General features: G+C 45.4%; 20 protein-coding genes. 13 read left to right on the forward strand and 7 right to left on the reverse strand.

The genetic code is table 11. The features are described 5' to 3' along the window. Positions 1 to 139 precede the first annotated feature (139 nt). Both AB4274_RS03240 and udp read left to right on the forward strand, forming a co-directional pair. Entirely contained in the window at positions 140 to 2,497 is a 2,358-nt protein-coding gene (locus tag AB4274_RS03240; protein ID WP_372110979.1) for a zinc/cadmium/mercury/lead-transporting ATPase, read from the forward strand. Positions 2,498 to 2,779: 282 nt separating this feature from the next. Next, on the forward strand, positions 2,780 to 3,538 hold the full coding sequence (gene udp / locus AB4274_RS03245) for a uridine phosphorylase (protein WP_017065292.1): 759 nt from the start codon (positions 2,780 to 2,782) through the stop codon (positions 3,536 to 3,538). A 213-nt stretch (positions 3,539 to 3,751) separates the two neighbouring features. On the opposite strand, the gene AB4274_RS03250 is transcribed toward udp, so the two are convergent. Both AB4274_RS03250 and AB4274_RS03255 read right to left on the reverse strand, forming a co-directional pair. Beyond that, entirely contained in the window at positions 3,752 to 4,918 is a 1,167-nt protein-coding gene (locus AB4274_RS03250) for a DUF1887 family protein (protein WP_017060218.1), read from the reverse strand. A gap of 197 nt (positions 4,919 to 5,115) precedes the next feature. Further along, positions 5,116 to 7,107: a methyl-accepting chemotaxis protein gene (locus AB4274_RS03255; protein ID WP_372110982.1), complete on the reverse strand. Its 1,992-nt coding sequence runs from the start codon at positions 7,105 to 7,107 to the stop codon at positions 5,116 to 5,118. 277 nt (positions 7,108 to 7,384) lie between these two features. Here AB4274_RS03255 and hinT point away from each other — a divergent pair, with 277 nt between their 5' ends. From hinT to AB4274_RS03290, 7 genes are all read left to right on the forward strand, one after another. Then, positions 7,385 to 7,735 carry a purine nucleoside phosphoramidase gene (hinT, locus tag AB4274_RS03260; RefSeq protein ID WP_017065295.1) on the forward strand — a complete coding sequence of 117 codons (351 nt, stop codon included), beginning with the start codon at positions 7,385 to 7,387 and terminating at the stop codon, positions 7,733 to 7,735. A gap of 296 nt (positions 7,736 to 8,031) precedes the next feature. Further along, a complete protein-coding gene (locus AB4274_RS03265; protein WP_017065296.1) occupies positions 8,032 to 9,423 on the forward strand; it encodes a COG3014 family protein in 1,392 nt (463 codons plus the stop codon). Then, on the forward strand, positions 9,423 to 9,806 hold the full coding sequence (locus AB4274_RS03270) for a YcfL family protein (protein ID WP_017060222.1): 384 nt from the start codon (positions 9,423 to 9,425) through the stop codon (positions 9,804 to 9,806). Before AB4274_RS03265 ends, AB4274_RS03270 begins: the two co-directional genes overlap by 1 nt. 86 nt (positions 9,807 to 9,892) lie before the next feature. Beyond that, positions 9,893 to 10,483, forward strand: a complete 591-nt coding sequence (lpoB, locus tag AB4274_RS03275; protein ID WP_017060223.1) for a penicillin-binding protein activator LpoB — start codon at positions 9,893 to 9,895, stop codon at positions 10,481 to 10,483. 185 nt (positions 10,484 to 10,668) lie between these two features. Next, entirely contained in the window at positions 10,669 to 11,523 is an 855-nt protein-coding gene (locus AB4274_RS03280) for a phosphotransferase (protein ID WP_017060224.1), read from the forward strand. A gap of 108 nt (positions 11,524 to 11,631) precedes the next feature. Further along, a complete protein-coding gene (gene ycfP, locus AB4274_RS03285; RefSeq protein ID WP_009847155.1) occupies positions 11,632 to 12,171 on the forward strand; it encodes an alpha/beta hydrolase YcfP in 540 nt (179 codons plus the stop codon). Positions 12,172 to 12,683: 512 nt separating this feature from the next. Further along, a complete protein-coding gene (locus AB4274_RS03290) occupies positions 12,684 to 13,973 on the forward strand; it encodes an NAD(P)/FAD-dependent oxidoreductase (protein WP_009847154.1) in 1,290 nt (429 codons plus the stop codon). A gap of 111 nt (positions 13,974 to 14,084) precedes the next feature. On the opposite strand, the gene AB4274_RS03295 is transcribed toward AB4274_RS03290, so the two are convergent. From AB4274_RS03295 to AB4274_RS03310, 4 genes are all read right to left on the reverse strand, one after another. Continuing rightward, positions 14,085 to 14,630 carry a GNAT family N-acetyltransferase gene (locus AB4274_RS03295; protein ID WP_372110985.1) on the reverse strand — a complete coding sequence of 182 codons (546 nt, stop codon included), beginning with the start codon at positions 14,628 to 14,630 and terminating at the stop codon, positions 14,085 to 14,087. 137 nt (positions 14,631 to 14,767) lie between these two features. After that, complete coding sequence (locus tag AB4274_RS03300) at positions 14,768 to 15,535, reverse strand: peptidoglycan binding protein CsiV (protein ID WP_371720822.1); 768 nt, start codon at positions 15,533 to 15,535, stop codon at positions 14,768 to 14,770. Between the two features lie 63 nt (positions 15,536 to 15,598). Beyond that, positions 15,599 to 19,060 carry a transcription-repair coupling factor gene (gene mfd / locus AB4274_RS03305; protein WP_372110988.1) on the reverse strand — a complete coding sequence of 1,154 codons (3,462 nt, stop codon included), beginning with the start codon at positions 19,058 to 19,060 and terminating at the stop codon, positions 15,599 to 15,601. Positions 19,061 to 19,066: 6 nt separating this feature from the next. Further along, positions 19,067 to 19,636, reverse strand: a complete 570-nt coding sequence (locus AB4274_RS03310) for a hypothetical protein (RefSeq protein ID WP_017065300.1) — start codon at positions 19,634 to 19,636, stop codon at positions 19,067 to 19,069. Positions 19,637 to 19,863: 227 nt separating this feature from the next. Between AB4274_RS03310 and lolC the strand changes: the two genes are divergently transcribed. From lolC to lolE, 3 genes are read left to right on the forward strand one after another with little or no spacing between them, the layout of a single operon-like run. Further along, on the forward strand, positions 19,864 to 21,072 hold the full coding sequence (lolC, locus tag AB4274_RS03315) for a lipoprotein-releasing ABC transporter permease subunit LolC (protein ID WP_372110990.1): 1,209 nt from the start codon (positions 19,864 to 19,866) through the stop codon (positions 21,070 to 21,072). Continuing rightward, the gene (lolD, locus tag AB4274_RS03320; RefSeq protein ID WP_017060230.1) at positions 21,065 to 21,757 is read left to right on the forward strand and encodes a lipoprotein-releasing ABC transporter ATP-binding protein LolD; all 693 of its coding nucleotides are present in this window, start codon (positions 21,065 to 21,067) and stop codon (positions 21,755 to 21,757) included. Before lolC ends, lolD begins: the two co-directional genes overlap by 8 nt. Continuing rightward, entirely contained in the window at positions 21,758 to 23,002 is a 1,245-nt protein-coding gene (lolE, locus tag AB4274_RS03325) for a lipoprotein-releasing ABC transporter permease subunit LolE (protein WP_017072111.1), read from the forward strand. A 205-nt stretch (positions 23,003 to 23,207) separates the two neighbouring features. Here the strand turns inward: lolE and AB4274_RS03330 are convergent, their stop codons facing one another. Further along, positions 23,208 to 23,720, reverse strand: a complete 513-nt coding sequence (locus AB4274_RS03330; protein WP_017060232.1) for a DUF2062 domain-containing protein — start codon at positions 23,718 to 23,720, stop codon at positions 23,208 to 23,210. A gap of 17 nt (positions 23,721 to 23,737) precedes the next feature. Here AB4274_RS03330 and AB4274_RS03335 point away from each other — a divergent pair, with 17 nt between their 5' ends. Then, positions 23,738 to 26,068, forward strand: coding sequence for a DNA internalization-related competence protein ComEC/Rec2 (locus AB4274_RS03335; protein ID WP_372110993.1), 2,331 nt, complete (start codon positions 23,738 to 23,740; stop codon positions 26,066 to 26,068). Positions 26,069 to 26,086 lie beyond the last annotated feature (18 nt).

Here is a 26,086-nt window from a genome sequence, read left to right on the forward strand (position 1 = left end):
CATAATATTTTTGTTTTCTTGAAAACTTCTTCTTGACCTTGGAGTAGCCTCCAAGGTTTATACTTTTGATGAACTTAAGGTTCTGTTGCTCGTAAGTTAGCAACAACCTCAAGGCTTTTGAGTATTAAGGAGATACATTATGTGCGCAAAACATGCAGCGTGCCGCTCAGCAAAAGTGGACGTTCAACCTCAAGCGGCAGGAGCAAGTTGCTCTAGCCCTAAAATTTCAAGCATCACAGCAGCAGGTACTTCATCTGGTTGTTGTAGCTCTTCTGCTGCTTCGTCATCGTCTGGAGATGATTGTTGTAGTTCGTCGGATAGTGGAGAAGAAGACAGTCAGTCCTCAACTTTATCTCTCGATGCCAAATTTTCGAAAAGTTGGCTGGTTGCCGGAATGGACTGCCCAGCTTGTGCAAGAAAAATAGAAAACGCGATCAGCAATATTGACGGTGTTATTCAAGCGAAGGTTCTCTTTGCTACCGAAAAGCTGGTTGTGAAATTCGATAATGAAAGCCTTGCTGACACCATTGAACAGGTCTCTATCAAAACGGGTTTCCCTCTTACGGAAGTCGGTTCAAAGAAAGAAAAACAACAACCTGAGACTTTTTGGCAAGCTTATATCCAACCTAATTTACAGATTATCGCGATTGCAGCGGCAATGCTGTTTGCGGCGCTTGTAAAAATCACCTCACCTCAATTAAGTGAAGGCTTGTTTACGGTAACTTGTCTGCTTGGTTTATATCCGGTGGCGAAGAAAGCGATTCAGCTGGCGCGTTCAGGTACACCGTTTGCTATTGAAACCTTAATGAGTGTTGCCGCGCTGGGTGCTTTGTACCTTGGCGAAACTGCGGAAGCAGCGATGGTTCTATTGTTGTTCTTGATTGGTGAGCGCTTAGAAGCGTTTGCTTCATCAAGAGCAAGAAGTGGCGTTCAAGCGCTAATGGCATTGGTACCAGAAAACTCGACTAAGATCATCAACGGCGAGCGTGTAGAAGTAGCAGTCAGTGAACTGGTTCCAGGTGATGTGATTGAAGTGGCCGCGGGCTCTCGTTTACCTGCTGACGGCCAATTGATTACAGACGCGGCAAGCTTTGATGAAAGTGCGTTAACCGGTGAATCTGTTCCTGTTGAACACATCGAAGGCAATAGCATCATGGCTGGCGCTGTGGTGGTCGATAAAGTGGTTCGTATCACCATCACTTCAAAACAGGGTGAGAACGCGATCGATCGCATTCTTCATCTGATTGAAGAAGCAGAGTCTCGTAAAGCACCACTAGAGCGATTCCTCGATAAGTTCAGCCGTTGGTACACACCGTTAATGATGGTAGTGGCTCTGTTGGTCATCATCACACCACCATTGTTGTTTGCGCAGCCATGGGAAACATGGGTTTACCGTGGCCTAGCGCTATTGTTGATTGCTTGTCCGTGTGCCTTGGTTATCTCGACTCCTGCAGCGATTACCTCTGGCTTAGCAGCAGCAGCGAAACGTGGCGCGCTCATTAAAGGCGGCGCAGCGCTAGAGCAGCTTGGTAAAATCCAAACCATCGCCTTCGATAAGACAGGCACACTGACCGAAGGTAAGCCTCAGGTTACGGATATTCAACCTCTATCGGGGTGGCAACAAGACGCGATGCTGCGTGTGGTTGGGGCGATTGAAGTTGGCTCTACTCACCCGTTGGCGCAGTCACTTGTCGCTAAAGTAAAAGACCTGAATATTGAGATTCCTGAATCACACAACAAGAAAGCGTTGATTGGTAGTGGTGTTGAAGGGGATGTTGATGGTGTTAAGTATCAGGTTCTGTCACCGTCTAAAGTCACGTTCGAACTTGGTGCCGATGTGGTTTCTCAGGTAGAAGCATTAGAAGGTGAGGGCAAGACGGTTGTGGTTGCTCTTGAGGTTAAAGATCAAGAAGAATCAACAGAGCAAGCTACGACGGTGATTGGTCTGATTGCTTGGCAAGATACGTTACGCAGTGACGCTAAGCTTGCGATTGAACGACTTAATGAATTAGGTATTCAATCTATCATGTTGACCGGCGATAATCCGCGCAGTGCAGCAGCGATCAGTAGCAAGATTGGTATGCAGTACAAGGCAAGCCTATTGCCAAGCGACAAGGTATCTTACGTTGAGGAGTTATCTCAACAGTCGCACGTGGCGATGGTCGGTGATGGCATTAATGATGCACCAGCAATGAAAACGGCGAATGTCGGCATCGCAATGGGTGGTGGTACGGATGTCGCTTTGGAAACGGCGGATTCAGCACTGACTCATAACCGTTTAACTGAGCTGCCAGCGATGATTGAACTGTCGCAAGCGACCATGAACAACATCCGTCAAAACGTAGCCCTTGCGCTTGGTTTGAAGGTCGTATTCTTGGTGACAAGCTTGTTAGGTATTACCGGTTTGTGGGTGGCAGTTTTAGCGGATAGTGGTGCAACTGCATTGGTGACATTGAACGCATTGCGTCTGCTTCGATTTAAATCTAAAGCGGACTAAATCGAGCTCACCGACATAGAGCATTCTTAATATAAAAGCGCCTTTAGCGGTAATACGTTAAAGGCGCTTTTTGTCTCATTAGTATGCAACATAGGCGTGCGGATTGCTTATTTTTGTGATGCCAATCGGTTTTTTGTGAAACTTGAATTATTGTTGCGATCATTCATGTGACATGTGTCACTTCATTTTGTAATGAGCTTGGTTAGAGTGTGTTCGTACCCCACGAATTTACTATGAGCTTAAATAAGGGTAAAAAGCCCAATAAGCCAAAAGGAGCGAACTATGTCTCAAGCTGTTTTCCACTTAGGTGTTACTGAAGCAGATCTTAACGGTGCTACTCTTGCGATCATCCCTGGTGATCCTGCTCGTGTGCAAAAAATTGCAGAAGAGATGGAGAACCCAGTATTCCTTGCTAGTCACCGTGAATACACGCTTTACCGCGCAGAGCTAGACGGCAAACCAGTTGTTGTATGTTCAACAGGTATTGGTGGTCCATCGACTTCTATCGCAGTTGAAGAGCTTGCTCAACTTGGTGTTCGCACTTTCCTACGTGTTGGTACGACTGGTGCTATCCAACCTCACGTAAACGTGGGTGACATGATTGTTTCTACAGGTTCTGTTCGTCTAGACGGCGCTAGCCTACACTTTGCTCCTATGGAGTTCCCAGCAGTGGCTGACTTTGAAGTTGCAACAGCAATGAAAGCGGCAGTTGATGAATCAGGTGCAACAGTTCACATGGGCGTAACGGCATCAAGCGATACGTTCTACCCAGGTCAAGAGCGTTACGACACGTTCTCTGGTCGCGTTGTTAAGCGCTTCCAAGGCTCTATGCAAGAATGGCAAGACATGGGCGTTCTAAACTTCGAGATGGAATCTGCAACACTGCTAACTATGTGTGCAAGTTCTGGTCTGAAAGCAGGTTGTGTTGCTGGTGTAATCATCAACCGTACTCAAAAAGAGACGCCTGATCACGACACTCTAAAAGTAACAGAAGCACGTTCAATCAAAGTGGTTGTAGAAGCCGCTCGTAAAATGCTTTAAGTCTTAAAGTGCTCTGAGTTTTAGAGAGCATTAAGTCTTCAAGTGACATTAAATTTTGAAAATGGCCGCATCGTATGATGCGGCCATTTTTTTGTGCCGTCTGAAAGTAATCAATAGAGAAAACAGACAACAAAAAAGGCGAGTGATTTAATCGTCATTCGCCTTTTTAACAATCTGCTTAAGAGCATTGAGCTCTCATGAGCTTATTGGTTTTTAGCACTCTAGATCTTCACTGCCACCCGCAGCTGTAAACCATGCCGTTAGGTGTGTTTTAAGATCTTTCAATTCGTCAGGGCCAATCAATGCAAGGCCAAGATCTTCAGCTCGTGTGATGTCGTTATGGCGAAGAGGGCGGAAGCTCACTAACATTGCACGTGCTTGTAGGCCACCTAGCAGGTCTCTAAGCGATTCCAGTTTGTACAAGGTGTCATCACCATCATCACGCATGCCTTTGGTCTTACATTCGATGATGTGCAGCTTATTGTTCACCACAGAGGCAACATCAAGCTCGTTACGAACCTCACGTTCACCCAGTTGACGGTATACCTGAACATTCAAAGAACGGTCTTGAATGGTCGGCATGTCATCTTGGATCTGCTTAACTGTGCTGTGAACCAATGTTTCAAGCCATTCACCGTTTGAGAAGCGGCGCGCGTCTTCGTTGGCAAAGGTCAAAATACCATTGTCGTAAGTCGCAATTTTAGCTTCAACCAAATCGCTCAACAGCATGTTGAGCTCGCGATAGCCTTGTTGCTTCTCAGATAGGCCTACATCAAGTTTTTGTTCTTTACGGCAGGTCGTTGCTAGGTAGTTCAATGTCGCAAGGCCAGGGCCTAGTTCGAGTGCGTTACTTGCCCAACGTTCACCCAGTTCATAAAGTTTCTGATCCAGTTGCGGAGACAGCTGAACATCGCTGAATTCACCGCGAGCACCGAACACAGTTAGGTAGTCGTCGATAGTGATGCGGTCTTGAACTTGTGCGTCTTCTTTACCATTAGGGTACAACCAGCAAAGCTTGTCGCTATTTGGTTCAACCACGAAGATTGGCCAGTGGTAAGTACGGAATACTTCGTACACAGAAAGTAGGCGGTGACGGAGGCCACAACTTGCGTTGAGCTTCACTTCTTGACCGCGTGCTTTGAGGTCTTCGGCAAGGGTTTGGATAGATTCTTTAATGACAGATGTATTTACGATGGTCGGAATTTCGAAAAACTCACTCGTAATGTCGCGCTTGTGCAAAACGCTGTCTAAACGTTTGTACATACTGACTTGATTTTTGTCACCGATAAACACGATGTGAGTGCTGACCGTTCGGTTATCAAGTAATGGGGTGAGCAAGCGAATGGGGTCTTGATCGATAATGCCAACATGAACAGCCATATAAATTCCTTAATAGCGGCTCGCTCATAAAGGTGAAAGAAAAAACGGGAAGCAGCAAGCCTTAATAATCATATAATGACAAAGCTCATAAAAAACAAGGGCAACCCTTGATAAAAGTTGCCCTAGCTCAATTAGTCACCACTATTGGGTAAGAAGTCTCAACAATCTCACTAAATATCTATCGATTCTTCATTTATCTATAGTTTGAATTGATGTACTAAATCACCTTGCTGATTCGCCAAAATTGTTAGGTTTTGGCTTGCCTCCGCAATTGAAGACATCGCTTGGTAACTCTTATCTGCGATGTGGTTGATGTCTTCGATATTACGCGCGATATCGCCAGACGTTTCACTCTGCTCTGCGGCTGCTTGAGAGATATGTGTGCTCATGTGGCTAATCTCTAGAATCAAGGCTTGGATCTCTTCCATCGCACTGTTTGCACTTGAAGCTTGTTGGACTGACATATCCATGTCGCTCATACAACTTTCAATCACGTTACTTGCTGTTTTCGAGCTTGATTGCAGGTTGCTGATCATGGTTTCGATTTCTGACGTTGATTGAGTGGTCTTTTGCGCTAGCACTCGTACTTCATCGGCAACAACTGCAAAACCACGACCTTGTTCGCCAGCACGCGCTGCTTCGATTGCCGCATTAAGTGCAAGTAGGTTGGTCTGTTCAGCAATGCCACGAATAACGTCAAGGATTGAACCAATCTGACTACTCATTTGTTGTAGCTCGCCCACAGCACCCACAGACTCAGTAAGGCGAACCTCAAGCTGATTGATAGTGCTAATGTTGGTGTTCATGATCTGACGACCAGACTCAGAAGCCGATTCTACTTGTTGAACCATGGTGAGTGAGCTTTGCGCGCTGTTTGCCACTTCTTGTACAGAATGAGACATCTCTGTCATTGCGGTCGCGACAGTTGCCGTTTGTTCACGTTGACTGTTCAGCTGAGCTTGCGTTTCAGAAGAAGTCTTCTGGTTGACGCTTGCTGTCTTGGTTAAGTCATCTGAAGCATCATTCAGCTTCACAAGGATATTGTGCAAGTTGTCCGCCAAGGTGTTGATGTGGCGACTCACACGGCTGAATTCGTTGTCGTAGCGAATATCGATACGTTGAGTCATATCGCCTTGAGTCAGGCCTTCTAATGTACCGAGGATGCGAGTTAATGGCTCTCGTACGCTGTGTGCAATGTGGTAACCAATCGCAGCAGCGAACACAGTCACAACAATGCCAATGGCAATCGCGTTGAATAGGCCTTTGTCGTAGATGCTGCTTGCGTCAGCAAGTGATGAGTTAAGTTGCTCTTCAGCGGTCACGTTGAATGAGTCCAAAACAGCCATCGCTTGGTCAACTTCTAGAGCTAGGTTAGCGATGTTCACGTACAACGCTTGTTTGGCTTGTAGGTAGTTGTTGTGTTTGTCTAGTACGCCACCTTTCTGACCAACGTCTTTGGTGAACTTCTGAACCGACTCATCGAAGACATTTTTAAGTGCTGGTAGTTGTGTTGATAGACCTCGATAAGCGTAGTTAAGATGAGTAACGGCCTTTTTGTTTTGGTTAACGGCTTTTTGAACGAAGGCAACATCAGAGCTAGCAAGTGCATCAGAGGTAATAACTTCTGCGTCTTGCAGTTTGATGAAGTAGCTCTTTGCCATCACTTTTACAGAGATGCTTTTTTGGTCGGCAACGTACTCTTTCATACCAACGGTTAATTCTGAATGTAAGCGTTGGAAGTCACGAGACGCTTTTTGTACTTGTTCTTGTGCTTCGAACATCGCGACGTAGTTGTTCATCGCTTCGTCAGCTTCGGCGAAGTAGCGTTCTTCCATTGCTCTTAATTGCGCGATACGTTCAACAAGTGAAGCATTGTTTTGGCTTGCCGCTTCTAAACTACCGAGAACTTCTGAAAACGAGTTTTGTGATGCAGCAAATTCTGTACGCATTGCAGACATGCGTTCAGCGTTTTGTGTGGTTAAGAAATCTTTGAATGACTTATCAGCAGAAAGCAATTGAACACTCGTTTGATTTGAAAGCGCGACAAGTGGTAATGAGGTTTCTGAGACACTCTCAAAATTGCTGTGTATCTGATTCATGCTGTTCATCATGATGGTTATCGTGACTGCGAACATGATGATGATCAGTGCGAAACCAGCGTACATACGCTTGATCACAGATCCCTTCATGGCTTTCTCCCTAAATAAAAATGCAGACCTAATGTCAGGTCAAAGTAAAACTAACAAAATTATCAGCATTCTATTGAGCTCGGCTTACGCATTTTATGACGCACACGTCAAAAATAGCGCTCAGTTATAACCAACATGCCATTCTTGAGAGCTAAGGCTCGTTTTCTTTGATTTGAACGGTGTTTTTTATTATGCTTTAAAGCAGATTTATTGTGGTTTGATGCGGCATAGCGCATACTCAAAGCATTAAAAAATAAATGTTTTATCGGAGAGAAACATGGCTGAAGAAACCATTTTTACTAAGATCATCAACAAAGAAATCCCAGCAGATCTACTATACCAAGACGATTTAGTAACCGCATTTCGCGATATTAACCCTCGCGCGCCAAGCCATATCCTAATCATCCCAAACAAGCTGATTCCGACAACTAACGATGTTGAAGTCGAAGATGAAGCGATGATGGGGCGCATGTTTACTGTTGCTCGCAAGTTAGCAAAAGAAGAGGGCATTGCAGAAGATGGCTATCGTCTTATCGTGAACTGTAACTCTCACGGTGGCCAAGAGGTTTATCATATTCACATGCACTTGGTTGGCGGCCGTCCACTTGGCCCCCTATTAATGAGCTAATAAAAAGTTAATGAGCTAATGAAAAGCTAACGAGTTAATGAAAGCTAATGAGCTAGTTTAAACGCGCTCATTAGTGGGTTAACACAAGTAGTTAGTTGGAAAATTTGTAGTTTGTATGCCAACTTTAAGTTCTATCTGTTGTCTGAATGTCGGCATCGCTTAGGCAGAGGCTAAATAAGTAGGGTTTCAACTGGCTTGAGATCCTTTTTACAACGCGTTTCGTTTTGATAATGAGACCATTAAAGGTCAGCAGACCCTAATAAAGTTGGCATTTTAAACATGCACGGAGACGATAAGTGAAGCAACAGTTTAGATTCGCTTCCATTGCCCTGTTATCGGCGTTGACCGTAGGTTGTGCGAGTATGTCTGCAGGAAGCCTGTTCAGTCATTACAGCGCACAAAACAAAGCGATCTACCAAGCCGTTAAATCTGGAGATTATTCAGAGGCTCAGCAAGAGCTACCAGATTACGCGGCAGGCGACATCCTTGATAACTTTGAAAGAGGCAGAATTAATCTGCTGGATCAAAAATACCCTGAGAGTAAGGCTTCGTTTGAAGTGGCTGATCAGGCGGTTACTGAGCAGCAACGCAAAGCCGTGATCTCAATCTCAGACAGTGCAACCAGTGTGGGTGCGTTGGCTGTGAATGACAATATTACCGAGTATGTGCCAGCCGATTACGAGTTGGGCTTTCTTCATCTGTATCTCGGTTTAAATTACCTCAAGAAAAACGATTTAGAAGGTGCGGTGATTGAAATGCGTCGCGCCAACCAAGTTCAAGAACAAGCGAAGAAGCAACGCGAGGCTGAGTTAGACAAAGCAGCCAGCGATGCGAAGAAGCAAGGCTTGTCTGCCAATGTGGGTAGCATCCTTGCCAATTACCCTGATGCGGGTAAGAAACTGCAGTCAGTACAGAATGCGTATCTGATGTTCTTGTCTGGTCTGCTTTATGAAGCGTCAAATGATTTAAACAGCGCCTACGTTGACTATCGTCGTGCTTTGGCTGTGATGCCAGATAACCAAGAAATCATCGATAGAACCATGGCAACAGCCGCTCGTTTAGGGATGCGACAAGATTTAGCAACATTAGAAAAACGCTATAAGCAATCTTCTAAACTTAGTGCAGGTGAAGGGCGAGTGATTGTTCTTCAAGAGCAGAGCGCTGTGCAAGCTATGGACAGTTGGCGACTGGATTTGCCTGTTTATGACAGTCGCGATCAGGGGGCAATATACTCTCTTGCGCTGCCATATTACCCAAGTCAAAACGTAGAGCGTTTTTCTGCCTTGCGAATCAGCGGACAGCCGCTACAAGAACATTTGATCACTGATGTAAACGCGATGGCGCAGAACGATCTATCGGAACGTATGACAAGCATTGTTATTCGCCAAGCGCTACGTGTAGTCGCGAAAGATCGCATTCGAAAAGAAGCAACCAAAGGCGATGATGTCGGTAATATTCTGTTCAACGTGTGGAACACACTGACAGAGCAACCAGACACTCGCAGTTGGCAATCATTACCTGCAGAGATTAAGAGCAGTACGTTTGTAGCAAATAGCGGTCAATATACGTTGGAAGCGGGCGCTAAAACGTACGACTTTGATATTCGAGAAGGGCAGACCACCTTGGTGTGGATTTCTCGACAAGGAAACAATGCAACAATGTGGCATAAACAGCTAGGGAGGCTGTAATGAAAAAGTGGTTAGTGAGCTTAGCAGCGGTTATGGCTCTGGCTGGTTGTGCTGATAATACAGCTGGCGTAAGGGTCGATAGTCTGACTCAGAACGTTTTCTTTGGTGACAAGGTATTGGGCAGCCGTTTACAGGTTGAAGATATTCGCACCGATCTGGTCGACGGTCATACGCGAGGAATCGTTCGTTTAAACAGTAACTATAAAGGCGATCAACATATTCTTTATCGTTTTTACTGGTACGACGATGCCGGGCTTGAGGTCAACCTTAAACAAGGTCCTTGGAAGCAAGCGATTGTTCGTGGTTTTGAAAGTATTTCGTTGTCGGAAGTGTCGGTAAACCCGAAAGCGACTCAGTTCAGAGTCCAGTTCCGAGAGCAGTAAGTTAGATTAAACGGGTCTCATGATTCGTAAATACAAGAATTTAAGAGTGTGGGTAACCCCGCTCAGTGATAAGTTGAGGAAACAAAATGAAAAAGAGTGTCATTGCGCTACTAGGTTTAGCGGTTATTTTAGGCGGTTGTTCAAACAAGGTAAGCTACGGTGATGCACAAGCAGTAGAAACCACGACAATCGATTTCGGTTCAACTGACCTTCAAACGATTGCGGGTGAAATGGTCGATAGCATGATGGCGTCTGGTTCTGTGTCTTACATTACTCGTGAACAGCGTCCAATCGTGTTTGTAGAGCGAATCAAGAACAAAACAAGTGAGCACATCGATACTGAGTCAATCACTGACACTATCAGTACTAAGATGCTGAACTCTGGTAAGTTCCGTTTCGTTGATATGGACCGTGTAGAGTCTGTTCGTGACCAATTGAACTTCCAAAACAACGATGAGCTTGTAAACCAAAGTTCAGCGATTCAATTCGGTAAAATGGTTGGTGCTCAGTACATGCTGTACGGCAACCTATCAAGCATCGTTAAGAAAGCGGGTAGCGATGAAGACGTATACTACAAAATGACGATGCGTCTAATGGATCTTGAGTCTGGCTTGATTGAATGGGCTGACGAGACTGAAATCCGTAAGCAACAATCTAAGAGCCTACTAGGCCTTTAATTTCGCTTACTTGCTAACTATGCGCAGCCGGATTTGACAATGTCTAGTATTGGCAGCGCTTAATCTTGACAGCGTATAGCTTGGTCACACGCCAATGCAGTGCATGATGTGCTGTTTATGAAGAGACACTGGCTTTTGGTCAGTGTCTTTTTTGTAGGGAATGAAGACGTTTATAGGGAGTAAATATGGCAATTTTTTCTTGGTCTGAGGCTAAGCTTCTTGATACCAGTTTGAGTTCGCTTGACGGTTACTTTTCTGAGCCTCCAGTTAGAGCACAGACATTAACAGGCGGTTTGACCAATCGATGTTGGAAGTTGGTCGATGCCGATGGTACTGCGTATGTTTGGCGGCCAACCACACCTATCACCAAAGCGTTCTTCATTTCTCGCCATGAAGAGTACCAAGTGCTGTCTGCCATTGAGCGACTCGGTATCGGGCCAAGCCCAATGGTAGTGAATGAGCAGGGGTTACTGGTTGAGTGGATTGCGGGTGAGACACTTTACGAAGATCTAGAACTCGATGACCTGTTGAAAACGCTGATCTCTGTTCATCTGGTTAATACTGCGCGATTACCACTGCAACCATTCAGTTTCACGGCGCGAGTCGACCATTACTGGCTGCAGCTTGATGCGATTCATAAGACCGAAGCCTGCACTAAGATTTATCAAGAGTGGCGCGTGGCTCCGAGTATTACCAATGTTGACCTGTCTTTGTGCCATTTTGACTTAGGTGGTTATAACCTAGTGAGAAACAGTGACTGCATTAAGATTATTGATTGGGAATACGCTGCGCTCGCAGACCCTAGGCTCGATTTGACATTAACCATTGCGGTTGCTGGCGCGCCAGTCACAGAAGCGGTTGAGAAGTACTGTCAGCTGCGAGGAATCCATGATGTTCAGCCTTGGCTTGATGGTGTAGAAGCATGGTTACCAAGAAGCCAGATGATGGCGATGCTATGGTATTTACTTGCTCATCAGCTTTGGGGCGATGAAAGTTATCTGCGTGAAGCGGAGGCTCTGAGTCACACTTTATGTAGCTAGGATCACGTTTAGGAAGTGAAAAATATAATTTCTCAGCTGTTACCTTTAAAACCTTGTTTTTCGTGTTAGATTGATCAAAACGTACCAATATTCAACGGGGGAGGTACAATGATTATCTATCTACATGGCTTCGACTCAACAAGCCCGGGCAATCACGAAAAAATACTGCAGTTGCAATTCATTGATGATGACGTTCGTTTCATCAACTACAGTACTTTGCATCCAAAACACGATATGCAGCATCTGCTAAAAGAAGTGCATAAGGTGATAGAGCAATCCGATGATCCGCATCCCATTATTTGTGGTGTAGGTTTAGGTGGTTTTTGGTCTGAGCGTATTGGTTTCTTATGTGGGATTAAGCAGGTGGTGTTCAACCCTAATCTGCACCCTGAGAACAACATGGTAGGTCGAATTGACCGTCCAGAAGAGTACGAAGACATCGCAACTAAATGTGTTGCTCAGTACCGTATGAAAAACAAAGGACGCTGTTTAGTGGTGCTTTCTCGTGAAGATGAAATTCACGACAATACCAAAACAGCTGCCGCGCTAGAAGATTACTACGATGTAATCTGGGATGAGAAAGAGAGTCATAAATTCAAAAAGATCTCTCAACATCTTCAAGCAATGAAAGCGTTCAAAAACGCTTAATCAATCCAGATGTTTTATAAAAGCAGTGCTCAATGAGTGCTGCTTTTTCACATCTGAATCTTAGAGATTGGTATTGATAAAGTAGTTGTATATGTTTTATCGGTCGGTTTGTGCATTTATAGATCAGTTTGCTCAAACGTTAACTAATTAGTCGCGAATCCTCATTGAGGGTAAGGATTTTTTTGTTGCGGTCATCTTTTTGCTATATATAATGTTCCCAAGCAAAATATTTTGACAAATATCAAAAAAAATTGAGAGCGAGTGAAAAAACTTGCCCATAATTTGTGTTCTGCCTCTCAGGTAGTCACCTTTTATATCCACGTGAGCAAAGCAACAAACCATTATTTGTTGTTTGTAACCCCTCTAACTACTCGGTGAGCTGTCGTTATTCTTTTTCGCGGTAACCCAATTTGTAACAGCCTTCGCATTCAAGGCCGAGTAGATACATAGAATTTATCGGTTGGAGTAATCGAGCCGAACCCCATTTATTCATTTTGTAGAGGATTGTCATTGTGACAAAAATTATCGTAGTAGGCGGCGGTGCTGGTGGTTTAGAACTAGCCACTAAGCTAGGCCGCACTTTAGGTCGTAAGAAACGTGCCCAGATTACTCTGGTAGACCGTAAAGCAAGCCACCTATGGAAACCATTACTTCATGAAGTAGCAACGGGCTCACTGGATGAAGGTGTTGATGCATTAAGCTACCGTGCGCACGCAAAAAACCATTACTTCGATTTCCAAATGGGCAGCCTGAACGACATCGATCGTGAGCGTAAAGTGATTGCACTAAGCGAGCTTACAGACGAGCACGGTGAACTGCTGATGCCAAGCCGTGAACTTGAATACGATATTCTAGTGATGGCGCTAGGCTCAACGTCAAACGACTTCAACACTCCAGGCGTTCGTGACAACTGTATTTTCCTTGATAGCCCAGAGCAAGCACACCGTTTCCGTACAGAAATGAACAATCAGTTCTTAAAGCTTCACGCTAAGAACGGTCAAGGCACGGTAGACATCGCGATTGTTGGTGCTGGTGCAACTGGTGTAGAGCTTTCTGCAGAGCTACACAACGCCGTTAAAGAACTTCGTACTTACGGCTTCGGCGACCTAGATTCAAGCAAGCTGAACGTAAACCTAGTTGAAGCGGGTGAGCGTATTCTTCCAGCTCTACCTCCTCGTATTTCAAGTGCAGCACACTCTGAGCTAACCAAGCTTGGTGTGAACGTTCGTACGAATACGATGGTGACTCAGGCGGATTCTGACGGCCTAACAACCAAAGATGGTGACAAGATCCCAGCTCAAATCATGGTATGGGCAGCAGGTATCAAAGCACCAGATTTCATGAAAGATATCGGTGGTCTTGAAACCAACCGTATCAACCAGTTGGTTGTGAAGAACACGCTGCAAACAACACTGGATGACAACATCTTTGCAATCGGTGACTTGGCGCAATGTACACAAGCAGACGGTTCATTCGTTCCGCCACGTGCACAAGCGGCTCACCAAATGGCAAGCTGTGCATTCAGCAACATCATTGCTAAGTTGAACGGTCGTGACCTGAAAGACTACATCTACAAAGACAAAGGCTCGCTAGTTTCACTTAGCCGTTTCTCTACGGTAGGTAGCTTGATGGGTAACCTGACGAAAGGCTCGATGATGGTCGAAGGTCGTATTGCTCGTGTGGTTTACATCTCTTTGTACCGCATGCACCAGATGGCGCTTCACGGCTTAATCAAAACATCACTGATGATGCTGGTTGGTCGTATTAACCGTGTACTTCGTCCAAACCTAAAGCTTCACTAATCAGGTAAGCCTTCTCAGAGCATTACGCTGATAATAAAAAAGAGCTCTTCGGAGCTCTTTTTTGATCGTGTCGATTATGGATTATCGCAGGTGTTGAACTCATTTCTGCTGTTAAGACGTTGGAGGTAGCACAGAATAAACCACGCCATCTTTCGGCTTACCGTTAAACAGAAATCGATTCTGGGCAATGGTTTCTCGCTCAGCGCCACACTTCTCGATCAACTTTTGGCTGGGTAGGTTCTCGGTATCGCAGACAATCTCCAAACGCGTTAACTTGAGTTGCGCGAAACAAAATTCAAATAGGGCGAACATCGCTTCTTTGGCGATCCCTCTCCTTTGAAAGTCATCACCGACCCAATAACCTAAACTCGCCATATTAAAGGTGTGGTAAAGCTCATTAATGGCAACCATACCGACTAGCTTATCGCTTTTTCGTTCAAAGATGCCAAAGCCAAACGCATCGGCTTTCACCCAGTTCAGGCGAGTTGCCAGAATAAATTTCTCGGCCTCGACGATAGAAAACTCTTTATGACACCAGTCGACCCATGGCAGCAAGCTAGGGGAGGACTTAACCAGCTGAGAAAATTCTTGAGCATCTGAGGCCTCAATGATTTTAAGGCTAAGATTTTGTGTGTTGATCTGAAATTCAGGGGTCATAGAGCGTACCAAGTAACGTGTAAGTACTGAGCAAAGAAAGTCAGTACAGAATAAAGATAGATAGCACTTAATAAAACGCCCTCACTAGGAGGGCGGATTGAATTATTTATATAATTATAGCCGAATCGGCAAGTAATTTACTGCGCTACACGTCTAACTTGAATCACCATTCCAAGAAGTGGGTGGTCAAGGTAGTGAGTTTCTGTACTGCGCATACGACGTTTTTGGTCCATGCGGTAGCTCTTAAGGAACTCTTGGACTTCAACCTTCGGAGAAATCTCAGTTAGGTTGCCCACTTGGACGTTGCTTTCTGCGCCACTTACTGGTGAATCTAGCTCGATTTGTTGCTCTTGTAGAGTCACTTCACGAACGCTTGGCGCTTTTAAATCTAATGTCGTTTCAGCGTATAGGTAGTGCTGAACGTAGATTTGCAGCTTGCCGTCTAATTCGTAGAGTGGCTTATCAATGGTCTCTTCTTGGAACCCATCAGCGCTGCCTGCAGTGATTGCGCCTTTTTCAGAGCCATCAGCATTAAACTGTTTAGAGAAATCTTTACCTGCTTGAATATGGAAAACAGGTGCCGAGCTCTTACCTTGGTCGCCTTGACGCCAAGCGGTATGCATCAGAACTTCAAAGCCAGCGTGTTTACGTAGCTTGTCTTTCTGAGGCGTTAACTTGTATTCCGAGTAAGGTAGCATTTGAACGCCTTTCTTTGCTCGGTATTGGGTATCTTGAAATGAACCAACGCGTTCAAGTGAAATCTTAGGCTGTGTATTTGGCCAAGATTCGTTCACCTTCTCTGCATCAACAGCGCGCTTAAAAATGATCACTTCTATATCAAATTGTCTCTGCGCCAAACTTGGCAGTGAGACGAACAATAGTAGCAGTGGGATCAGTCTTTTCATTTTTACTCCGTCTTCCAGCCGAACTACCGGCTGGATAATTTATATGTGCAAGTGGATTGGGTCTTATGCTGAAGGCAGCAAGTTTTGTCTGAATTCGCCCAATAAATCACTAACAAATTGAATTCGTTTCCGTCTGTCGACCAATGGTATCGTAAACTTGAACTTTGTTGGTCCTTCCATTGAAAACTTTTGCGGTTGAGATTGCAACAGTTTAACAAGGTAGGTCGGGTTTATGTCAGCATCCGGGTAGAATTCTAAGAATCCACCCTTATCGTGGGCTTCAATTTTCTTCGCTTTGATAGACGCTGCGGCTAATTTTAGCTCAGAAACTGATAACAAGTTCTTGGTTGCATCAGGCAGAAGGCCGAAGCGATCAATCAGCTCGACTTTCAACTCTGCCAATTCGTCGGAGTCACTCACACTCGCAATACGCTTATAGGTAGACAAACGTGTATTGATGTCTGGGATGTAGTCATCTGGTAATAGTGCTGGCAAACGCATCTCAATTTCAGTTTGTTCACGCAGTAGGTCATCAAGCGATGGCTCTCGACCTTCCTTCAATGCTTCAACCGCTTGTTCAAGCATCTCCATGTACAAGGTGAAACCAACTGACTGGATTTGACCACTCTGTTCATCACCTAACAGCTCACCCGCACCACGAATCTCTAAATCGTGAGTTGCTAAGGTAAAGCCTGCGCCCAAGTCTTCGAGCGAAGCAATCGCATCCAATCGCTTGATCGCATCTTTGGTCATTGCTTTAGGGTGTGGCGTTAACAAGTAAGCATAAGCTTGGTGGTGCGAACGACCTACACGACCACGTAATTGGTGCAGCTGTGCTAAACCAAGGTTATCGGCTCTGTCCATCAAGATGGTATTTGCCGTTGGTACGTCGATACCGGTTTCAATGATGGTTGTACACACCAGTAAGTTGAAGCGCTGGTGGTAGAAGTCATTCATGATGCGTTCCAGTTCGCGCTCTCGCATCTGGCCATGAGCTACAGTCACGCGCGCCTCTGGAATCAGCTTTTGCAATGACTCTGCTGTTTTCTCAATCGTGTCGACTTGGTTGTGTAGGAAGTAAACCTGGCCACCACGCATGATTTCACGCAGCACCGCTTCTCTGACGATGGCATCATCACTCTCGCGAACGAAGGTTTTAATTGCCAAGCGTCGTGCGGGTGGTGTAGCGATGATCGAAAGGTCACGCATGCCACTCATTGCCATGTTCAGCGTTCGCGGGATCGGTGTCGCAGTAAGCGTTAGAATATCGACATCCGCACGCATCGCTTTCACTTTCTCTTTCTGACGCACACCAAATCGGTGTTCTTCATCGACAACCAGCAAGCCAAGGTCTTTAAACTTAATATCACTCGAAAGTAGCTTGTGAGTACCCACTAAGATATCGACCTTACCGTCGGCGACATCTTGCATGATTAGTTTTTGCTCTTTAGCTGATTTGAATCGGGATAGAACCTCAACACGAATCGGCAAGTTGGCGAAACGGTCACGGAAGTTTTCGAAGTGTTGCTGAGCAAGTAGAGTAGTAGGAACTAAAACCGCTACTTGTTTGCTGTTGTCGGTACAAACGAATGCTGCACGCATCGCGACTTCGGTTTTACCAAAGCCAACATCACCACACACCAAACGGTCCATGGCTTTGGCTTGGCACATATCAGACATAACCGCATTGATGGCCATCGCTTGGTCATCGGTTTCTTCAAACGGGAAGCCAGATTTGAAGGTTGCGTATTGCCCGCGATCTAAAACAAATTTATAGCCAGGTTTAAGCTCACGCTTGGCGTAAACATCCAGCAGCTCTGCAGCAACGTCACGTACTTTTTCAGCGGCACGCTTACGCGCTTTTTGCCACGCCTCACCACCTAGTTTGTGTAGCGGTGCAGAATCTTCGGCGCCACCAGAGTAACGTCCAATAAGGTTCAAAGACGCAACGGGCACGTACAGCTTGGCATCGTTTTGGTACTCAAGTGTCACGTATTCGGTTTTCATGCCACCGGCTTCGAGTGTCTGCAAGCCGATGTAGCGACCAATACCGTGGTCAATGTGCACTACAGGTTGACCTGGTTTAAGTTCGGCTAAGTGACGAATGACAGTGTCGCTGTTAACACTTTTTTTGTCTTTCTTACGGCGCTGAACAACGCGATCACCCAACAGGTCGCTTTCACAGATAAGGGCGATGTTTTGCTCTTCATGGATAAAACCGTGTTCAGCAGAGCCAAGGATGAGGCTGAACTTGTCTTTGCCTTTAATTGAGGCATCGAGGTTTTCAACTTCGCTTGGTCGTACTTTAATACCACGAAGCAGTTCACTCAGCGCTTCACGACGACCTTCTGATTCAACCGAAAATACTACTTTGCCGTCGAAGGCTTCTGTGAACTTTCTTAGGTTAGCTAAAGGTTCTTTATTTTGATGCTGAACGCTGAGGTCAGGTAATGACACGACAGGCAAGTTGGTGCGGCCTGCTTTCTCTTCAATCGAATCTAGACTCAGGTTAACTTGTGGCTTCTGTTTGAAGTGAGCGAACAGCTCGTCTTTCTTCAACCACAGTTGTTCAGGCGTGAGAAGTGGCCGTAATGGGTCAACACCGCGCTGTTCGTATCGATGAGCAACGTCCGTTAGGAATGAGTCTACTGCAGTCTCGACATCACCTAGAATCAGCAGTTGCGCTTCATCGGCAACGTAATCAAACAAGGTTTCTGTGTGATCGAAGAACAGCGGTTGCCAGTACTCGATACCAGCAGGCCAAGTACCCTTAGAAACCTGCATATAAACCGATTCTGGTTCGCGGCGCGCATCAAACTGTTGGCGCCAACGAATACGGAAATCTTCAATCGCTGTTTCCGAGGTCGGGAATTCGTGAGCAGGCAGCAGGCGGATCTCAGAGATGTCTTCGATAGAACGCTGGTTTTCAGGATCGAAAGTACGAATAGTGTCGATTTCGTCATCGAAAAAATCGATTCGATACGGGTCTTTACTGCCCATTGGGAACAGATCGAGAATAGAGCCACGGCTTGCGTATTCACCGGGGCCAAACACTTGGTCAACGTAACGATAGCCTGACTTTTCAAGCTGTAGACGCAGTTTCTCTAAAGAGTAGAGATCGCCCGTTTTCACCATTAACGTGTGTTGTAGCAAAAAGTCACGCGGTGACTGGCGTTGCAATAACGTGCTGATCGGAACGATCGTGATGCCATCTTTTAGTGTTGGCAGTGCGTAAAGGCGTGCGATACGATCTGAGATGATCTCTTGGTGCGGCGAGAAGCTATCGTATGGCAGCGTTTCCCAGTCAGGGAATAATGCGACTTCATGTGCCGTAAACTGTTCAATTTCAGATTGAAGCTTAAGCGCCACTTGTGGGTCGGGTACAGCCAAGACGGTATGGCTGTTGTGTTGCTCTGCGAGTTTGGCAATGGCAAGAGCGAGAGACGAACCGACTAGGTTACCGATGTGCTTTTTGTCACCGGCACCTTTAAGTTTAGGTAGTGTAAATATGGATTTTTTGGTCATGTTAATTTACTTGTTATCTCGGTCTAGAGAGCGTTGACGCAAGAGTTTCTGTTGTTGATAAAGTGCCGCTTTAATTAGCAGGTCTTGGTCGGTATCGCGAAGATGAGCGTATTTAAATTTGATTTCGAAACCTGAGTCTTTCGCCTCGCTAGCAAATACTTCTGCGTAGCAATAAATGGCTGCAGCTGGGTGCTCTAGAAAAAGTTTGGCTTTTACTAAGCGACCCGGTTCGATGTCTGCTTTTGAAAAGCAGGAAAACTGACTCGCACCAAATGAATAGGTGTGAGTGCGAAATTTCTCATCATCTTGCTGCGATAACATAAAGCTCAACAAGAGGTTTAATTTTGAGTTTTGTGCATCCAATAAACTGGTGACATTCTTCAAGTCGCTGTTTTTCAGTTCCGCTCGAGCGCTGTCAGCTAACAGATCCAATTGGCTAAATTCACTTGCCACCACAAATGGTGCTGGGATCTCAGATTCGAATTGAATTTGAGAAGGTAAAGTGAAGCCGCTGTCCATTGGTTCAATATTAGCGGTAAGGCTATGGTGAACGGTGAAAAACTCTTGTTCTGTCATGCGTTAGTTCCTTGAAGTGATCTATTGATTATCGCTATGTGGCCGCAGTAATCAAGGTCAGTTAATTGAAACTATCAAATAGTTGTTTGAAATTTGGTGTTTTGACAGGGTTCTGTTTTTCAGGCCTAACTAATTGAGTTAATTCACTCTATATTTTCAATTACCCCCTACACAGTAACAGCAATACCCGTTACATTAACCCGCATCCCTTTTTGATGGTTCAAAGTATGTTTCATCCTATTTCAATGTTTGTTGGCCTGCGTTATTTGAAAGGCCGTTCAGGTGATCGCTTTAGCCGTTTTGTTTCTTACATGTCGACGGCAGGTATCACCATTGGTGTGCTGTCTTTGATTACTGTTTTATCGGTAATGAATGGATTCGAAGCGCAATTAAAAGACCGAATTCTCGGCGTTCTTCCTCAGGCTGTGGTTTATGAACAAGGAGGCACGACCTCACTTTCTGAAAAAGCCCCAAGCTTCGCAGAACAAATTTCGCTTAATGGTCATGTTGAACCGATTGTTCGCAGTGAGGCAGTGATTCAGAGCCCTGCTCAGCTTTCTGCTGGCCTTTTGATTGGCATCCAACCCAATTCTGATGATCCACTTCAAGACCACTTAATCGCGGGTCGCTTGTCTTCACTTCAAGCTGGGCAATATCAGCTGTTTCTTGGTCATACTCTGGCGAGAAACCTAAAAGTATCGATGGGCGACAAAGTTCGTCTAATGGTGACCAGCGCGAGTCAATACACACCATTGGGGCGTATTCCTAGCCAACGTAATTTCACCGTAGCTGGTATCTTTAATACGGGCTCGGATATTGATGCCCAACTTATGGTGACGGATATCCAAGATGCTGGGCGTTTGATGCGTTATAAGTCAGACACCATTTCAGGTTGGCGACTGTTTTTTGAAGACCCATTTGAAGTCGCGGAACTATCGAACCAACCCTTACCTGATGGATGGTTGTGGAGCGATTGGCGTGACCAACGTGGCGAGCTGTTCCAAGCGGTTCGTATGGAGAAAAACATGATGGGCCTAATGCTTGGTCTGATCATCGGGGTTGCTGCATTTAATATTATCTCTGCGCTGATTATGGTGGTGATGGAGAAACAATCTGAGGTCGCGATACTTAAAACTCAGGGCATGACTGACGGCCAAGTGATGGGCATCTTTATGGTTCAGGGCGCGAGTAGTGGCGTGATTGGCGCACTATCCGGCGGCGCACTAGGTGTTGTTCTGGCAATGAACCTTAACCCGATTTTAGAAGCGATGGGTGTTGCTCTATTCTCGTTTGGTGGTCAGTTACCTATTTTGATTAACCCAATTCAAATCGCTGTTGTTGTGGTTCTGGCTATTGCACTTAGCCTGATTGCCACTGTATTCCCTTCTTATCGTGCATCGTCTGTGAAACCTGCTGAGGCCCTTCGTTATGAGTAATTTTCTTCAATGTAATGATATCCGTAAAACGTACCGTGAAGGCTCGTTAGATACTGAGGTGCTCAAGGGAGTCAGCTTTGACATCGAAAAGGGTGAGCTAGTAGCAATCATCGGTACCTCTGGCTCGGGCAAAAGTACCTTACTGCATATCTTAGGCGCATTAGACGATGCTTCTGCGGGCAGTGTGAGTTTTCTTGGTCAAGATTTAGCATCTTTGAGTTCGAATAAGCAGGCGAAGCTTCGCAACCAGCATCTTGGCTTTGTGTATCAGTTCCATCATCTTCTATCTGACTTTTCAGCTTTAGAAAACGTGGCGATGCCGTTATTGATTGGCGGCGAAAAGCCCGCTAAAGCAAAGCAAGAAGCACAACGTTTGTTGGACAAAGTTGGATTGAGTCACCGCGTGGACCACCGACCTTCAGAGCTTTCTGGTGGCGAGAGGCAACGTGTGGCGATTGCTCGTGCATTGGTGAATAAGCCTGCGCTAGTGTTGGCGGATGAACCAACCGGTAACCTTGACCATAACACCGCACTGTCTATTTACGACTTAATGCGTGAACTGAACCGTGAATACGATACTGCCTTTTTGGTCGTGACTCACGATGGTGAACTTGCCGGTAAGATGGATCGCCAACTTCACATGCAAGATGGTTTACTGGTCAACGTAGAAAAAGAGGAGAGTTAAGTGTTTTCCTCTTTATCTCTATTGATAGGCGGCCGATTTAGCCGTGCGAAACAACGAGACAAGATGGTGTCGTTCATCTCATTGTCTTCGACGATTGGTATTGCGGTTGGTGTCGCGGTGATCATTATCGGCTTATCTGCGATGAATGGCTTTGAGCGAGAGCTTCAATCACGAGTACTTTCTGTCATTCCTCATGGTGAATTTGAAGGCGTGAATGAGCCTGTGACTCGTTGGGAGCACGTGATTGAGGAGTCGGTTAAGCACGATAAAGTCGTTGCTGCTGCGCCTTATGTAAAAATTACTGCGCTTGCTGAAAAGGGCAAAGAACTCAAAGCAATTGAAGTTCGCGGCGTTGATCCGCAGCTAGAACAACAGGTATCAAGCCTATCGAGTTTTATCGATAAGCAAGCTTGGAGCGAGTTTAAGGCAGGGCAACAACAGATCATTTTGGGTTCTGGTGTAGCGAATGTGCTGGGTGCGAAAGTCGGTGATTATCTGACTTTGATGATTCCGACGGTAAACGGTTCTGTGAAGGTTCAGGCACCAAAACGTGTTCGAGTGAAAGTGGTTGGCTTGCTGACGCTTAATGGTCAGATAGATCACAGTTTGGCGCTAATCCCGATTGGTGATGCTCAGGTCTACGCCAACTTAGGTGAGGCGGTAACTGGGGTTTCTTTGAAAGTGACCGATGTGCTGAACGCGAACTCTATTGTGCGTGAAGTGGGCAATCAGCTTGATGTGTATGTGTATCTACGAAGCTGGCAGCAGAAGTTTGGTTTCTTGTATCGAGATATCCAACTCGTTCGTACCATCATGTATCTGGTGATGGTACTGGTTATTGGTGTGGCTTGTTTCAATATTGTCTCGACGCTAATGATGGCAGTAAAAGACAGAGCATCAGAGATCGCGATTTTAAGAACCATGGGTGCATCAGACGGCCTTGTGAAGCGCATCTTTGTTTGGCAGGGCGTATTCTCAGGCGTGTTAGGCAGTTTAGTGGGCAGTGCAATAGGTGTGCTAGTCGCTCTTAATCTCACGACACTAATCAAAGGACTTGAAAAGTTGGTCGATCACCAGTTCTTGTCCGGTGATATCTATTTTGTCGACTTCTTGCCATCACAACTTGATATGACGGATGTTGTTGTGGTTTCCGGCACTGCGATTGTGCTGAGTTTACTGGCGACATGGTACCCAGCATCACGCGCGGCGAAGTTGAATCCAGCCTCAGTGCTGAGTTCTAAATAGCATTCGCCTAAATAACAGGCCGTCAGTTTTCAGTCGATACAAAAAAGGATCCCAGTGGGATCCTTTTTTATTGAATTCAATTCGTGTTCTTTACGACTTTCGTTACATGCCAATCTTGCAGAGGTAAGTAGCTCATCCGATTTTAACTTGTGTACGTTTTAAGTGAAGCGCATACAAGGTTAAATTGAATAACAAGAAATGGCGTTCAGTGCCTTGCTTGTCGCTTCTTCCAACTTCTTACTACTGAGTAGCGCCATAAACCGCGAATACCAAAGTAGCCAATCATTGCTGAAACCACGCCACAAATCAGACAACCCAATAAGAACGGAGGCCCTATAGTGCTCATTTGCGCCAAGATGAAGTCCCAAGACAATTCGAAATGGAAGGCTTGCGGTGGCACATGCATAACAAACGCCCCGACTTTATAAGCAAAGTAGAAGAGAACAGGCATGGTAACCGGGTTACTGATCCAAACAAGTGCGACAGCTAAAGGCAGGTTAACGCCACATGCAACAGCAAGGCCTGCAGACATAATCATTTGACTTGGTAGAGGGACAAACGCCATGAATAACCCAACAGCAAACGCGCCAGCCGCAGAGCGACGATTAAGGCACCATAAGTTGGGGTTGTACAAAACATTGCCAAAAACTTTCAATGCTTTCTGACGCTTGATTAGATCATGGTCAGGCATAAATCGTTTGATAAACTTTCTTGGCATAGGAGGAAGCTACTCTCTTGTTTAACACTTGGTTCTTGATTTCATTTGCTGCGACAGTTGTGTCTGCCAGCTTCTGGCCTGTGATGCCACATTGGGTTTGGGCACCATTGATGCTGTTGTTACTGCTAGCACCAACAAAGTATAGCGTTTTCCGGAGTGCAAGAGGTCCAGTAACAGCATTGATACTAGTTATCTGCCTAGGGAATGCGATTGAAATACAAACGAGTCGCTTATTCCAATCAGGGCAGAATACTACCATAAATGCGTCGGTTGTTAGCCTTTTTAGTGAAAATAGCCACGGTTTTGAAAGCGTAATAGTAGTCAGATCAATTGGCGGCGAAAAATTAATCTTTCCTCAATTGATAAAATTGCGTTTGTTTACTCCTTTCAAGCTAACGCTTGGAGATGATGTCTATTTATCGGCCTCAATAAAGCCGATATGGGGCAAACTCAACGAAGCCGGCTTTGACCGAGAAAAGTACTTGTTTAGTGCTGGCGTGGTTGCCAATGCAACTTACAGAGCAGATACCAAGTACCGAATTCATTCTAGCACCAACTTACGCGCCCAATGGTTTGAAGCCAGCCTTGAAAGGTTAAGTCTGCTGGCAAATCAAGATCTCATTATCGCTTTGAGTTTTGGATATCGAGACCTTATTCCGCCTCAGCGGTGGGATATGCTTAAAAGCAGTGGCCTGATTCACTTGATGGCTATTTCGGGGCTGCATATTGGGATTGCCTTTGGTATCGGCTATCAGATTGGCAAGATATTAAGGTTACTTTCCCCTTCATTTCTTTGGTTACCTACAATATTCGGGCTCGGCTTGGCGTATTTCTATAGTTGGTTTGCTGGATTCACGCTGCCAACTTTGAGAGCTTTGGTGATGTGCGTTATCGCGAGTTATTTCTTGTGGCGTGGGCAAAATATCAGTTTGCTTCGGTATGTTACTTTAAGTGTGTGCGTGGTTCTGCTGATTTGGCCGTTTTCAGCTTTGTCGAGCAGTTTTTGGTTGTCCTTTGGTGCATTGGGCGCTGTTTTCTATATCGCCTGTAATACTCAGCGCTCAGCTTCAAGCTTTACATTTATCGACTACGCACTCCAACTTATTAAGCTTCAACTGATGCTGACATTCCTTATCGCGCCTTCCTCGATGTTGTTTTTCAAAGGAGTCAGTTTAGTCTCTGTTTTCTACAACTTGTTCCTTTTGCCTTGGGTATCGATGGTGACGATCCCGCTGTTGTTTCTGGCAATGTTTCTAAGCTTAATATCGGAGTCAGTGTCTGGCGTGGTTGGTATAACAGCGCTAGACAATGATTTGGCCAGTCAGCTGTGGAAGTTAGTCGACTTATCGCTTGAGCCTCTCGTATTTAGTCTTCCTTTCTCTGAGCGATTTTGGATCCAAGTCGATAATCAGACGATTGCATTATCAGTATTCCTTATCTTGTTTTTGAGCTTTGTTAGTCGGTATTTCAAGCGAACATTATCGATATTGGTAACTGCAGTGTTTGTGCTGTGGTGGGAGTTCAGCAAACCCCAGCAAGACAAACTAACTATTGATATCTTGGATGTTGGGCATGGGTTGTCTTTGGTCTTGGAAAAGAACAATCAGATTGTTGTTTATGATCTTGGCAATGCGTGGCCAGGAGGCTCGGTTGTTGAGTCTTTGTTGATTCCTACTTTGAATCAGCGGGGGATTTATGAATTAGAAGGCGTGATTGTGAGTCATTTCGATTCTGACCATGCTGGTGGTTATCCGGCATTACTTGAGAACTATACGCCAAAGTGGATAAGAACCAGTCAGAACATTATTCAAGAACGCCAATCTATCACTCAAGCCCCGTCTAATATTCAAACATGTACTATTGGAGAGGTTTGGAACTGGCAAGATGTTGTTTTTGAGGTGTTGTGGCCGCCTAAGCAAGTAAAGAGGGCGTATAACCCACATTCGTGTGTGGTCAAGATCTCAGATCATAGTGCTGATTTCTCAATGTTGCTCACTGGTGATATTGAACTGGTAAGTGAGTGGTTACTTGCTCGTGAAGGAGAACAGCTAAGGAGTGATGTTATGTTGGTTCCGCATCATGGCAGCGATTCGTCATCGATTAAGTCGTTTATTGAGGCGGTGTCTCCTCAGCTGGCGATAGCTTCTCTTGCCAAAGGCAACCAGTGGGGAATGCCGAGTGAGTTTGTTATTGAACGTTATCAGGAAGCGGGGAGTACTTGGCTAGATACTGGAGAAAGCGGACAAATAACCATCACTCTTAGCAAAGAAGGTTGGCAATATCATGCGATTAGAGAACAACAAGGCGGGCAGTGGTATAGGCAGATGCTCCGTAAGGGAGTAGAATAGATAGATTATTGTGAGAAA

The organism is Vibrio sp. 10N.261.55.A10 (assembly GCF_041470825.1).
Taxonomy (GTDB): domain Bacteria; phylum Pseudomonadota; class Gammaproteobacteria; order Enterobacterales; family Vibrionaceae; genus Vibrio; species Vibrio crassostreae_C.

Coding starts and splice junctions, on each gene's coding strand:
- udp (WP_017065292.1), top strand. CDS start 2,780: ATGTCTCAAGCTGTTTTCCACTTAGGTGTTACTGAAGCAGATCTTAAC.
- AB4274_RS03310 (WP_017065300.1), bottom strand. CDS start 19,636: ATGACAGAACAAGAGTTTTTCACCGTTCACCATAGCCTTACCGCTAAT.
- AB4274_RS03295 (WP_372110985.1), bottom strand. CDS start 14,630: ATGACCCCTGAATTTCAGATCAACACACAAAATCTTAGCCTTAAAATC.
- AB4274_RS03250 (WP_017060218.1), bottom strand. CDS start 4,918: ATGGCTGTTCATGTTGGCATTATCGATCAAGACCCCATTCGCTTGCTC.
- AB4274_RS03330 (WP_017060232.1), bottom strand. CDS start 23,720: ATGCCAAGAAAGTTTATCAAACGATTTATGCCTGACCATGATCTAATC.
- AB4274_RS03270 (WP_017060222.1), top strand. CDS start 9,423: ATGAAAAAGTGGTTAGTGAGCTTAGCAGCGGTTATGGCTCTGGCTGGT.
- AB4274_RS03255 (WP_372110982.1), bottom strand. CDS start 7,107: ATGAAGGGATCTGTGATCAAGCGTATGTACGCTGGTTTCGCACTGATC.
- hinT (WP_017065295.1), top strand. CDS start 7,385: ATGGCTGAAGAAACCATTTTTACTAAGATCATCAACAAAGAAATCCCA.
- lolC (WP_372110990.1), top strand. CDS start 19,864: ATGTTTCATCCTATTTCAATGTTTGTTGGCCTGCGTTATTTGAAAGGC.
- lolD (WP_017060230.1), top strand. CDS start 21,065: ATGAGTAATTTTCTTCAATGTAATGATATCCGTAAAACGTACCGTGAA.
- AB4274_RS03280 (WP_017060224.1), top strand. CDS start 10,669: ATGGCAATTTTTTCTTGGTCTGAGGCTAAGCTTCTTGATACCAGTTTG.
- ycfP (WP_009847155.1), top strand. CDS start 11,632: ATGATTATCTATCTACATGGCTTCGACTCAACAAGCCCGGGCAATCAC.
- AB4274_RS03300 (WP_371720822.1), bottom strand. CDS start 15,535: ATGAAAAGACTGATCCCACTGCTACTATTGTTCGTCTCACTGCCAAGT.
- mfd (WP_372110988.1), bottom strand. CDS start 19,060: ATGACCAAAAAATCCATATTTACACTACCTAAACTTAAAGGTGCCGGT.
- AB4274_RS03240 (WP_372110979.1), top strand. CDS start 140: ATGTGCGCAAAACATGCAGCGTGCCGCTCAGCAAAAGTGGACGTTCAA.
- lpoB (WP_017060223.1), top strand. CDS start 9,893: ATGAAAAAGAGTGTCATTGCGCTACTAGGTTTAGCGGTTATTTTAGGC.